The organism is Paenibacillus sp. 2KB_22, assembly GCF_052115745.1.
Classification (GTDB): domain Bacteria; phylum Bacillota; class Bacilli; order Paenibacillales; family Paenibacillaceae; genus Paenibacillus.
Genome location: NZ_JBFRHG010000002.1, coordinates 997,698 through 1,010,329 on the forward strand (window position 1 = coordinate 997,698; position 12,632 = coordinate 1,010,329).

At 48.0% G+C, this 12,632-nt stretch carries 12 protein-coding genes; 1 reads left to right on the top strand and 11 read right to left on the bottom strand.

Features of this window, described 5'->3' with window-relative positions:
* Positions 1-3: 3 nt before the first annotated feature.
* Positions 4-867 carry a DegV family protein gene (locus AB4111_RS15400; RefSeq protein WP_253439040.1) on the bottom strand — a complete coding sequence of 288 codons (864 nt, stop codon included), beginning with the start codon at positions 865-867 and terminating at the stop codon, positions 4-6.
* 77 nt (positions 868-944) lie between these two features.
* On the bottom strand, positions 945-2,756 hold the full coding sequence (locus AB4111_RS15405; protein ID WP_253439043.1) for a DAK2 domain-containing protein: 1,812 nt from the start codon (positions 2,754-2,756) through the stop codon (positions 945-947).
* Between the two features lie 636 nt (positions 2,757-3,392).
* Between AB4111_RS15405 and rpmB the strand changes: the two genes are divergently transcribed.
* Entirely contained in the window at positions 3,393-3,581 is a 189-nt protein-coding gene (gene rpmB, locus AB4111_RS15410; protein ID WP_017687459.1) for a 50S ribosomal protein L28, read from the top strand.
* A gap of 194 nt (positions 3,582-3,775) precedes the next feature.
* On the opposite strand, the gene spoVM is transcribed toward rpmB, so the two are convergent.
* The 9 genes from spoVM to fmt form a co-directional block, all read right to left on the bottom strand.
* The gene (gene spoVM, locus AB4111_RS15415; protein ID WP_019424875.1) at positions 3,776-3,856 is read right to left on the bottom strand and encodes a stage V sporulation protein SpoVM; all 81 of its coding nucleotides are present in this window, start codon (positions 3,854-3,856) and stop codon (positions 3,776-3,778) included.
* Between the two features lie 167 nt (positions 3,857-4,023).
* Entirely contained in the window at positions 4,024-4,275 is a 252-nt protein-coding gene (locus AB4111_RS15420; protein WP_105410212.1) for a hypothetical protein, read from the bottom strand.
* Between the two features lie 3 nt (positions 4,276-4,278).
* Positions 4,279-4,938, bottom strand: a complete 660-nt coding sequence (rpe, locus tag AB4111_RS15425) for a ribulose-phosphate 3-epimerase (RefSeq protein WP_253439046.1) — start codon at positions 4,936-4,938, stop codon at positions 4,279-4,281.
* 1 nt (position 4,939) lies between these two features.
* A complete protein-coding gene (rsgA, locus tag AB4111_RS15430; RefSeq protein WP_339235672.1) occupies positions 4,940-5,848 on the bottom strand; it encodes a ribosome small subunit-dependent GTPase A in 909 nt (302 codons plus the stop codon).
* A 61-nt stretch (positions 5,849-5,909) separates the two neighbouring features.
* Positions 5,910-8,123: a Stk1 family PASTA domain-containing Ser/Thr kinase gene (gene pknB, locus AB4111_RS15435; protein ID WP_442032263.1), complete on the bottom strand. Its 2,214-nt coding sequence runs from the start codon at positions 8,121-8,123 to the stop codon at positions 5,910-5,912.
* The gene (locus tag AB4111_RS15440) at positions 8,120-8,896 is read right to left on the bottom strand and encodes a Stp1/IreP family PP2C-type Ser/Thr phosphatase (protein ID WP_442032264.1); all 777 of its coding nucleotides are present in this window, start codon (positions 8,894-8,896) and stop codon (positions 8,120-8,122) included. The genes pknB and AB4111_RS15440 overlap by 4 nt, the downstream gene beginning before the upstream one ends.
* Before the next feature lie 7 nt (positions 8,897-8,903).
* A complete protein-coding gene (gene rlmN, locus AB4111_RS15445) occupies positions 8,904-9,944 on the bottom strand; it encodes a 23S rRNA (adenine(2503)-C(2))-methyltransferase RlmN (protein ID WP_036614609.1) in 1,041 nt (346 codons plus the stop codon).
* 254 nt (positions 9,945-10,198) lie between these two features.
* A complete protein-coding gene (gene rsmB, locus AB4111_RS15450; protein WP_442032265.1) occupies positions 10,199-11,677 on the bottom strand; it encodes a 16S rRNA (cytosine(967)-C(5))-methyltransferase RsmB in 1,479 nt (492 codons plus the stop codon).
* Positions 11,674-12,627 (bottom strand): methionyl-tRNA formyltransferase, encoded by a 954-nt coding sequence (fmt, locus tag AB4111_RS15455; protein ID WP_442032266.1) that lies wholly within the window; start codon positions 12,625-12,627, stop codon positions 11,674-11,676. Before fmt ends, rsmB begins: the two co-directional genes overlap by 4 nt.
* Between the last annotated feature and the right edge of the window lie 5 nt (positions 12,628-12,632).

The following is a 12,632-nucleotide window of genomic DNA, read 5'->3' on the forward strand; positions in this document are numbered from 1 at the left end:
CCCTCATTCCGGAACAGGCCACATAAAGATCGCAATGACACCAGGTCCAACATGACTGCCTATTACGGCTCCAATATTGGTATAGATCACTTCATTCAGTGTAAAATGACCACTCAGCTGCTCTGCACAAGCGATCGCTGATCCCGGGTCAGCGGTATGACCTACCGCCAGATTTACCCGTTTTCCTGCAAGATCCTTCTGGAACAGCTCAATAATGCGTGCCATTGCTTTTTTGTGACCTCTGACTTTCTCAACTGCGTAGATAACGCCTTCTTCATCAATAGACAGGATCGGCTTAATATTAAGCAACGTTCCCAAGATGGCTGAAGCTTTGCCAATCCGACCGCCCTTTTGCAGATACTCAAGAGTATCCACGAGAAAGAACAATTTACGAGATTTTTGCATCCCTTCAATGGCAGCAGCGATTTCGACTGCTGACTTCCCCTGTTCGGCAAGTTCAGCAGCCTGTACTACCATTAGACCGTACCCATACGAAGCTGACTTCGAATCAAACACGGTGATGTCACCCTCACGCTCCAGCAAAGACTTGCCAAGCATGGCCGATTGGTAGGTACCACTCATGCCGGATGACAGGTGGATGGATACAATCGGGCGTTCCGGGTTCTCATCCAGAAGTGATTGATATACATTCATGAAATCAGTTGGAGAAGGCTGTGAAGTTGTAGGCAACACAGAAACCTTCTTCAATTTTTCGTAGAACTGTTCCGAAGTCAGATCAACGCCATCTGCATAAGTCTCTTCACCGAACAGAACGCGCAACGGAACAATGTGAATTCCGTATTTGCGAATGAGTTCTTCTGGAATATCCGCCGTACTGTCTGTTACTATCGCAACCTTGTGGCTCATGACTCTCCTCCTCTTCGCCAGAGTGCTATTGGTACCTGTTCAAAAACTCAACAAGAGACTTTTTTGAACAACCTTTATTAGGACTCTACGGAGAACAAATAATAATACACAGGCTGTCCTCCACGATGTACCTCTACCTCAGCATCAGGATACTCTACTTCAAGCCATGCAGCGAGGGCAGCAGTAACCTCAGGGTCAGCTTCGTCCCCTTCAAGGATCGTCACCACTTCATCTCCGCTCTCCATCATCTGTTTAAGCAGACCTTCACATGCTTGAAGCATGACTTCATCCGTCGCTACAATTTTGGAGTTATGAATACCAATATAGTGTCCCGCCTTGATATCCAATTCATCATATTGCGTATCACGAACCGCATGAGTCACTTGACCGGACTGTACCCGGCTGATGGCCTCCAACATTTGGTCACGGTTCGTTTCCGCAGACTCATCTTCCTGGAAAGCAAAAGCAGCAGCCATTCCCTGTGGAATGGTCTTGCTTGGAATAACCGTAATTCGGCGCTCATCTTCAAGCAACTCACGTGCCTGCTCCGCAGCCAGTACAATATTCGAGTTATTCGGGAGTATGAATACCTGCTCCGCAGCAATGGAGCGAACGGCTTTGACAAAATCCTCAGTGCTCGGATTCATCGTCTGTCCACCGGACAGAACAACATCGACGCCAAGACTTTGGAAAATCTCTGCAATACCGTCACCGGAGGATACCGCAATAAAACCATACGGTGCCATCTCATCTGCAGGAAGCACAGCCTCTTCCATACTTCGTGCTGCCTCAGGTGGAATCTCTGCAAACAATTCAGGTGATGGAGCAATATCCATGCCTGCTGTCAGGAGATCCCGATGCTGTTCACGCATATTGAGAATATGAATCTGTGTAATCTCACCATAATGCAGTGCCAGATTCAACACATCGCCTGGAGTCTTGGAATGGACATGAACTTTGATGACTTCATCATCGGCAATGATAATGATCGAATCCCCGTTAACTGACAACGCTTTCCGGAATGCCTCATCATCAAATGCCACTCCCGCGTTCTCTCCAAGCTCGCGATTAATGAAGAATTCCATATCATACAGGAATTCAATATCCTCCGTTTCCAATCTCGCCTGAGCAGACAATGGCATCTCCGGCGCAATCACCTGCTGATGTGCAGGCTTCTTGATATCCACTTCTGCCGGTGCAGCCGGTTTCAAAGCAGATGCTGCCACGGATGGGGTTACTTCTTTGTTCAGCGAAGTACGATTCACACCGTCACTTTGCAGCAATACTTCCATAAAGCCCTCGTAGATATATACAAGCCCCTGACCACCTGAATCCACAACACCAACCTGTTTCAGTACAGGAAGTAATTCCGGAGTCATGGCCAGTGCTTCTTTTGCTTTTAACAAAACTTCATTCATTAATTCAGTAATATCATTCGTCCGTCTTGCGTAGTAATTGGCATGTTTCGCCGCTTCCTTGGCTACGGTAAGAATGGTCCCTTCAACGGGTTTTACGACTGCTTTGTAAGCTGCGTCAACACCGTTCTGCAGGGCTGCTGCAAATTGGAGCGTATTCAGTTCCTCATAGGGAGCAGCTGAACGACTAAATCCACGGAACAATTGCGACAGAATAACTCCTGAATTCCCCCGTGCGCCCATAAGCAGGCCTTTTGATAGAATACCGGCAGCTTCTCCGATGGAGGCAGAACTTTTTCTTTTAATCTCTGCAACTCCTGCACTCATTGTCAAATTCATGTTCGTTCCCGTGTCACCATCCGGTACAGGGAAAACATTCAGGGAATTGACGTGCTCTGCATGCTGTCCAAGTTGTTCCGCTCCGGCAAGTACCATTGCGGTGAAATCTGTTCCATTTAAAGAACGTATACTCAAGTGAGAATTCCCCTTCCTAGCTTGATACACGAACAACTTGCACCAAGATGTGTCTGGTCTGTTCATGCGCTAACGCGGACTGCGTTATTCTTCGTCCATACCTTGTCCGGCACAGGCATACAATACAACATGTCAGCCGGATTAACGGTCTGGGCGGCCGGGCTACCAATATCCTGCACTCTCTGCACCCCTAACTTCGGGGCATACGGATATGCACCGGTATCAAGAGCCGGCATGAATGCCGCGTGGAGACTGGTGCCAATGATGGAATGCCGCAGCTCACAGCGTTGCCAAAAAGCAGACCACCGACCTCTAGGTACGGTGTATTCTCCGACTTCCTCGCGGCAACAGCCTGTTCACCACTGTATTATGGACTACTCAACATTGTACTATATTAGACAGGAGAAATAAATAAAGTTTTTGGATCAGTTGACGAAGCTTTTTTGATTATGATATTATATTCAAGTATTGTTTTATGCAGGTTAAGTAATGGAAATGATCCGGTCATGCCGGCTTAAACAACGCCATTAGCTACTGAAACCTGATCTTTATGATCAGGAAGAACAATTTAGTCCTTATGGAATGACTTTTCGTTTCTGAAGGCAACTGGTTATTTTAGGATAGGAGGTGTAATCTATGTCTCGCAAATGTTATGTGACAGGTAAGAAACCGGGCACCGGTAACCACGTATCCCACGCTAACAACCGTAACCGTCGTACTTGGGGCGTAAACGTTCAGAAGGTCCGCATTCTCGTTGACGGCAAACCAAAACGTGTATACGTAAGCACCCGTGCACTGAAAGCCGGTAAAGTGACTCGCGTATAATCACGCAAAGCTACTATAAATCGGGTAAGCAAAAAGCACCTTGTTCCTTGCAGGTGCTTTTTTGGTATTCAAAAAAGGGATTCTTGAATACACTCATGAACATGTGAATGGCCGCCGCATGGCGCTTCGCAGGTACGAATTCCAGATTAGCCTGAGCCAAAGCGGCGGTATTCCCTGTTACCTTATCAATCGGATCAGTTCTTTTGAAACGTATTAAGAATCGCCTTTACAAACCCTCCCAAAAACTTCGGCAGTTTGAATGTGTAAAATTTCATAATTCACCCTCCCCATCATGCTCATGCGTCCGCCGTATCCTATGCTTCAGGCCTTCTTTACCTCAAACACGACAAAAAAGGCTACATGAGAAACCTGCTCATGTAACCATATTTATGCGGAACCATCGATCCCTATTCCACAATGACAAGCCCGAAGATCAGGTCATTTACGTTTGGGTAGGAATATATTGATAGGCAGCGATCATGAAAACACTCATTAGATAATACAGTATGCCGAAGATAACAAAAGTAACCCGATGTCCCGTACGATCAAATTTGCGGAAATACATAATGACAACGCCCACCCCGATCAATGACGTAATGGCATTATACGGGGATTGAATAACCGCAAACAGAGCAAGCACAAGTCCCGTTACGAGACTTGCAGCCATCGTCCACAGCGTCTCCTTAAGAGTCATCAATCAGCCTCCGTAGCTACGGCGAATTTCAGTAATCGCAGCAGCACGATCTTCACGTCCGAATACGGCACTTCCGGCAACGAGTACATCCGCTCCAGCTTCAACCACAAGCGGGGCTGTGTCGGCAGCAATTCCGCCATCCACTTCGATATGTACATCATGACGTCCCTTTTCATTCAACCAGGTACGAATTTGCTTGATTTTGTTCATGGTACCTGAGATGAAAGCCTGTCCGCCAAATCCAGGATTTACCGTCATCACAAGAACCATGTCCACATCATCCAGAACTTCAAGAATGGCAGACGCTGGCGTTCCCGGATTAAGGGCAACTCCTGCCTTCACTCCCTGCTCCTTGATCAGATGAATAACCCGGTGCAGATGCACACAAGCCTCAGCATGCACGGTAATTACTGCTGCACCGGCTTTGGCAAATTCCTCAACATAACGTTCAGGATTCTCAATCATCAAGTGCACATCGAGCGGCAAGCTTGTATGTGGTGCAATCGCCTTTACAATCGCAGGTCCAAGCGTAATATTAGGGACAAAGTGACCGTCCATAACGTCAACATGAATCCAGTCTCCTCCTGCAGCTTGGGCTTCGGCAACTTCCGCACCAAGTTGGGCAAAATCAGCTGATAATATCGATGGGGCAATTTTAATCATGTTAATACCTCCGCTTCTTATCTTTCATTTCGGTCAGGAATTGTACATAGTGCTGATATCGACTTTCGGAGATTAGACCTTCCTCCTTGGCCGCAAGCACACGACAACCTGGTTCATGGGTATGGGTACAACCACGGAACTTGCACTGATCTGCAAACTGGGCGAATTCCCGGAAACACGTGGAGAGTTCCTCCACACCGATCTCCAGAAAGTCCAGTTGGCTGAACCCTGGCGTATCCGCCACAAACCCACCATTATCCAAGGGGATGAGTTCTACGTGCCTGGTGGTGTGTTTCCCTCGTCCAAGACGCATGCTGATCGCACTCGTCTCCAGCGTTAGGCCGGGCATCAATGCATTTAACATAGACGACTTGCCTACACCGGATTGACCAGAGAATACGCTAATCTTGCCAGCGAGGCGATCTCTGAGCAGTTCACTGCCTTCACCGGTACGTGAACTTGTGGAAATCACTTCATAACCAACCTGTTCATACAATGCTTTCACTTCAGCAACAGTGTCTTTGGCTGGATCAGCCAAATCCTGTTTGGTCAGCACAATCAGAGCATCCAGACCAGCCTGCTCGATGTGAACAAGGAACTTGTCCAACAGATTCAGATTCATATCCGGTTCTTTCACCGAGAATAACAGAACAGCCAAACTTACGTTGGCCACTGGAGGACGGATGAGTTCCGTCTCACGCTTCCGGATTTCATCAACCGTTCCTTCACCGTTCTCAGTCAACATGTAGCTGACGCGGTCACCTACAAGCGGTGATGTTCCCCGTTTTCTGAAGATACCTCTGGCTCGACATTGAACGGCGGAACCTTCAACCGAAGGAACCCCGTTGTCTTCCACTGGCATGACATAATAGTAACCGCTTAGCGCTTTAACGATGATACCTTCTGGCATAGCTCCGTCGCCCTCCTTTTGATGGTGGTACATTTAATCCAGACGCCAGCATAAGCCGCCCTTATGGACGGCTTGATGCGTTAATGACTTCCTTTTTCTTCTTCTCTTTTTCCTTGCCGTGCTCCTTACCCTTATTCATGGCAGAAGTGTCTTCATCTACGCTGTCACCTTCACCGTCTGCCGGTGTGGACTCAGGCTCACCTTCCTGATTGGGGTCACCACTGCCCTCATCAACACTGCCTTGACCTGGATCAGGCTCATTTTCTGGCGGCGTCTCCGTGCTTGGTTCCGGGTCAATGGAAGGTACATTTACTGTTCCGTTTTTGGCTTCACTGTAAGAGACAAGATACGTATCCAGGAACTGCCCATCACGATATACGGACACAGCCCCATTTTCATTTGGAGCCAGCACAAGCGGAATGGTCAAGGTCTGGGTTGAGTTCACGGTGCGTGTTCCCCATTCCTGATTCTTGCCGCGTGCGTCTTCATATGTGATACGGATTTTACTGTTTTTGCCCTCTTCTTTGGGTGATACAATGATATCAAAATCATATTGCAGCGCTTCAGGTGGATACCCTGAACTAATAAAGATTGTAATCTTATCGCCAGGACGTACGTCTGCGCCCGCTTCCACAGGCCATTGCTGCGTCACTTTTCCTTTTTCCACCGTATAACTGAGTTCTTCCTGCACCTGAGCAAGCACAAGTCCAGCAGATTTCAGTTTTTCTTCGGCTTCACTGCGGGTATTATTTTTCAGATCAGGCATTTTGACCGTTTCGGGACCTTTACTTACGGTTAACTCAATCTGAACGGCCTCTGGATCGAATTCCTCATTGACGCCAGGAGTCTGGGAAATAACAGAACCTGAAGTCACATCATTGGAGAAGTCATCTTTCCGCTGAATCTGATCTTCCTTGATGCCAAGCGCAGTCAGCTTCTTGACAGCCTCATCATAAGTCTCCTGTTTGACATCAATCATCTTCACCAGTTCTTTTTTTGCACCTACACTGATCTGGACCTCAGAACCTTCTTTGACGACATCGCCTTCTTTTCTGCTCTGGTCAAAGACAATACCAGGTTCGACCCCTTCCTGATAGAGACGGATGACCTCATCACTGACGACGAGTCCTTTCTCCTCAAGCATTTCGCGAGCCTTTTCTTCCGTCTGGGTGATCACGTTAGGCACGGTAACTTCAGGTACAACCAGCATACCCTTGACATACCATACAACGCCCACCATGGCGATTAGAATAAGAACGGTTAATGAAATGAGTAGTGCTGGTTTCTTCCAGTTCTTAGCTTTCGCTTTACCCTTGCCTGTCTCTTCGTCAGACCCCATCACTGGCACCGCACCTGTCGATGTAACTCCGCGCGGTTCAGGCTTGATGGCTGGCATAACACGGGTCTGGTCTATATCATCCTCATCCGGAAAATCAATCTTCGTTTCATTACGTCTCTCCGGCATCAGGCAAGTTTCCAGATCGGTCTGCATTTCCTTGGCCGACTGATAACGTTCCTGCGGATTTTTACGCATGGATTTCAAGATGACATTTTCCACACTTTGCGGAATCAACGGATTGAATTTGCGTGGTTCATCGAACTCTTCCTGCAAATGCTTCAATGCAACACTGATTGGACTTTCACCTAGAAACGGAAGTTGCCCAGTAAGCATTTGGTAAAGTACGATCCCAAGAGAATATAAGTCCGATTTCTCACCAGTAACGATGCCTTTGGCATGTTCCGGTGAGAAGTAATGTACAGAACCAACTACGGAACCCGTCTGCGTAATCGTTGTAGATGTAACTGCACGGGCGATCCCGAAGTCCGTTACCTTCACGCGGCCATTCCGGCCAATTAATATATTATGCGGTTTGATATCCCGATGAATGATTTGATTATGATGTGCGTGATCAAGAGCATCTGCAATCTGTGAAGCAATTCGCACGGATTCGTCCACCTGCAGAGGGGCACGCTCTTTAATAATTTCATTCAGGTTTTTGCCTTCCACATACTCCATGACAATATAATGAACGTCATCTTCCTGCCCCACGTCATAAATGCTAACTACATTCGGATGAGACAGTGATGCTGCCGATTGTGCTTCCCTGCGGAAACGGCGAATAAACTCTTCGTCATGCACAAACTGTTGTCTTAGAACTTTAATCGCTACATTCCGGTTCAACAGAAGATCCTGGGCTTTGTACACAAGAGCCATGCCGCCACCGCCGACACGCTCAATCACTTCATAGCGTCCGCCTAGCTGGTGCCCAATCATGACTCACACCCCGTTTCCGTATTCACGGAACCATCCTTCTGCAACTCGAACAAGGCAACCGTGATGTTGTCATCTCCCCCAGCAAGTAAAGCCAACTGAAGCAGTCGGTCTGCACGATCTTCCAATGCCAGTTCCAGATTGCCGGCAACCTGAATAATCTGCTCATTGCTGACCAGGTTACTGAGACCATCACTGCACAGGAGAAGAACTTCGCCTTCCTCCAACTTGACGGTATCCAGGTCTACCTTCACCTCGGCATCTGTTCCAAGCGCACGAGTCAGTACGTTGCGACGTGGATGATGGGACACATCCTCTTTGCTGATCTGACCGTTTTTGAACAATTCATTCACCAGTGTATGGTCCTCGGTTAGCTGGATCACAGCTTTGTTCGCAATTTTGTAGGCTCTGCTATCACCGATGTGTCCAATAACACCTTCCGTATCGTTCAATAATGCCGCAACCACGGTTGTTCCCATGTTGTGATACTTGTCATCTGTGGATGCCGTGCGGAAGATAACTTCGTTGGCATGCAAAATAGCATCGCTTAGAGCTGCAGACAGAGACGCATGCGAAAGACCTGGTTCCAGTGTTCCCAAATCTTGTACCAACGTCTCCACTGCCAGGCGGCTTGCCGTATCCCCTGCAAGATGTCCACCCATGCCATCGGCAACAATACCCAGAATATATCCTGTATCGAGATTACGAATCCAGGCTGAATCTTCATTCACCGAACGCACTCGTCCGATATGGCTCACATGAACTGTTTTGATCAAAACGTTCTCACCTCAACTCCATATGCTTTGCACGAAGCTGACCGCAAGCGGCAGCAATATCATGTCCCTGTTCACGACGAATGGTTACATTAACACCCTGTTCCGAGAGAATCTTCTGAAAATTGAAAATGTCGCTTCTCGATGTTCTTACGTACTTGCGTTCAGGTACATGGTTAACCGGAATCAAGTTCACGTGGCACAACATGTTTTTAAGCACACTTGCCAGTTCTGCTGCATGCTCTGGCTGATCGTTTACTCCACCAATCAGTGCATACTCAAACGTAATTCTCCGACCTGTTTTGGCCAGATAATAACGAAGGGACTCCATTACATCTTCAAAAGGAAAACGACGGTTAACCGGCATCAATTTCGAACGCAGTGCATCATTCGGTGCATGGATCGAAATGGCGAGGTTGATCTGTGTATCTTCATCCGCAAACTTGTAGATGTTCGGAACAATTCCGCTCGTTGATACCGTGATGTGCCGCTGACCAATGTTCAGTCCTTTTTCATGGATCATAATGCGCAGGAAAGTCATCGTTGCTTCATAGTTTTCGAAAGGTTCGCCCGAACCCATGATTACAATGCTGCTGACACGCTCGCCGCGTTCATCCAAAATTTTCTGAGCCTGTACAACCTGGGCAACAATCTCCCCAGCCGTAAGGTTACGTTTGAGTCCACCCAATGTAGATGCACAGAACGTACAACCAATACGACACCCAACTTGTGTGGTTACACAGATGCTGTTCCCGTAGTTATGCTTCATAATTACGGTCTCAATGGCATGATCATCATGAAGACCAAAGAGGAATTTAACCGTTCCATCCTTGGATTCAAATTTTGTAATTTCCTTAAGCGTTACGAATTCAAATTGCTCTGTCAGTTTTTCACGCAATGGCTTGGACAGATTCGTCATTTCACTGAAATCATTCACGCGTTTTACATAAATCCAGTCAAAGATTTGACCACCGCGAAACGCCGGCTCCCCGTTCTCCACAGCCCATTGCTGCAATTGTTCCAGAGAATAATCATATATAAAAGGTTTCATTTTGTTGTCAACACCTATTCCTTCTTTTCTTTTCGTTTGGCTTGCTTCTTTTCGTTCCATTCGTCCTATTCTATCACAAAGACCACGTTACATCCATGTATACCCTTGATATCTGTACTTCATGCATTATAACACCTCAATGCCGCCATCGCACCCTGTCATCACTTTTCTCTGACCATTATGCTGAAGTCCCATCACAAAGAAATCCGCCGAAGTTCCCCTCGGCGGTCATGCTTCCGTGCTCTATTAAACTGTTATTCCGCTATTTTTGTCAACCGTGCGATGAAAAATCCGTCACTGTGAGCGTATTGTGGCAAAATCTGAATGCCTCCGTTCACAACCTTCAAGTTCGCTATCTCCGATTCAGACCAGACGGATGCTTCTGCTGGACTATATTCCGGATGTCGATTCAAGAAGTCTGCAACCATATCTTCATTCTCAGCAGGCTCAATCGTACATGTGCTATAAACCAAAATGCCACCTGGTTTTAACAACGGTGCAACACGATCAAGCAGTTCACGCTGCAAGCCTGCGATATCTTCAATATCTTCTACGGATTTGGTCCATTTCACATCGGGTTTCCGTCGAATAACACCCAGGCCGGAACATGGCGCATCCAGCAAAATGCGATCAAACGAAGCTTCCGGATACCGCTCGTTCAGATCAAGAGCATCTCCAGTTACAGCATCAATGCAGCTCAGACCGAGACGCTCCGCCTGATCCAGGATCAACTGGCGCTTATGAGCATGTACATCGTTAGCGACAATACGACCACGATCGTGCATTTTCTCAGCCATGTGAGCTGTTTTACCACCTGGAGCTGCGCAGCAATCCAATACAAGCTGTTCTTCTTCAGGCGCAACTGCTTCAGCTACGAGCATGGAACTTTCGTCCTGTACAGAGAACAAGCCGTCCCGATACCAGGACGTTAGTGCCATATTCCCACCACTGCGTACAAGAATTCCATCGGAACTCAACTGAGAAGCTTCAACGACTGCACCTGTGCTTGCCATCTCATGCATCAGTTTCTCCCGCGTGGTCATTGTTGTATTGACTCGGACACTCACTGCTGGAGGCTCATTGTTCGCACGACAGATGGCTTCCGCTGTCTCCTCGCCATAATGGGCGATCCAGCGTTCAACCATCCATAACGGGTGGGAATGCTCCAGTGAAATACGTTCGGCAACAGGCAGATGTTCTGGAATACGAAGTTCATCCCGATTGCGAATCATATTGCGCAGTACACCATTCACCATTCCCGAGATTCCCTGATGGCCCAGTTTCTTCGCCAGATTAACCGCTTCGCTCACCACGGCATGCTCCGGAATACGATCCAGGTATATCATCTGATATACGCTGATCCGCAGCAGACTGCGAACCCATGGTTGCAGTTTCGATACTCCTTTGGCGACGTAACGTTCCAGATAATAGTCAAGTGTATTCAATCTAGCGATTGTTCCATACACCAATTCGGTAGCTAGTCCAGCATCCGCAGGGCTCAGCTCAGCCTCTTTCAGACGACGGTTCAACTCCAGATTACTGTATGCCCCATCTTGCTCAACAGCACTCAGAACCTTGACTGCCAATGCACGAGCAGATGTTTTGGGTTTCTGGGAGCGAGATGCACCACCCGACTTTCCCGAATTCGGATGGCGGTTTCCTTCGCGCCCAGATGGATTTCCATTAGCTTTATGACCTTTTCCCGACGAACGACCCGGTGTGTTACCACTCATCGCAGCACCGTTCCAGGTTTCAATGTACCGCCACGGGCAAAGTCAGCGGCCTTCATCACCTTTTTGCCTGCAGGCTGCACCTCAGTCAACCAGAGAGAACCATTGCCTGTACGAACTTCAATCCCGACCTTGTTCAATTGCAGCACCGTTCCCGGCTCTGCTTGTCCAGCATCCGAAGAAGTTTCCAGATCCGCCTGAACGGGTTTAGCCGCAGCCCAGACTTTGAAGACCTGATCTTCCCACATCGTAAATGCACCCGAAAACGGCACAAGGCCGCGGATCTGATTGAACAATTCACGTGAAGTACGACTCCAGTCCATCTTCTCGTCATCCCGAGTCAGATTGCGAGCATACGAAGCCTCGGCATCATCCTGCGGGACGGCCGTTGTCTCGCCTGCAATCAATCGTGGCATTTCTGCCTGAAGCAGTTTGGAACCAGCCTCACTTAATTTATCAAACATCGATCCTGATGTATCTTCATCCGTAATTGGCAGTTCCACACGCGAGATCATATCTCCGGTATCCAGGCCTTCAGCCATATACATCAATGTGACTCCTGTCACGGATTCCCCGTTAATAATGGAACGTTGGATTGGAGCTCCTCCCCGATATTTCGGCAAAAGAGAGCCATGCACGTTCACACAACCGCGAACAGGCATATCCAGCACGGCTTTGGGCAGAATCTGACCAAAAGCGGCAGTCACGATCAGGTCCGGCTTCCATTCAGCCAAGCGGGCTACCGCTTCCGGATCACGCAGTTTAACGGGTTGAAACACAGGCAGACCGTGGCGTTCTGCCGCGGCCTTAACCGGTGTTGGCGTAAGTACTTTTTTGCGTCCCTGCGGTTTATCAGGCTGAGTCACCACACCCACCACATCGTATCCCTCTGCAATCAGCATATCTAGAGAAGGAACTGCAAATTCAGGTGTTCCCATAAAAACAATATTCAAATCGA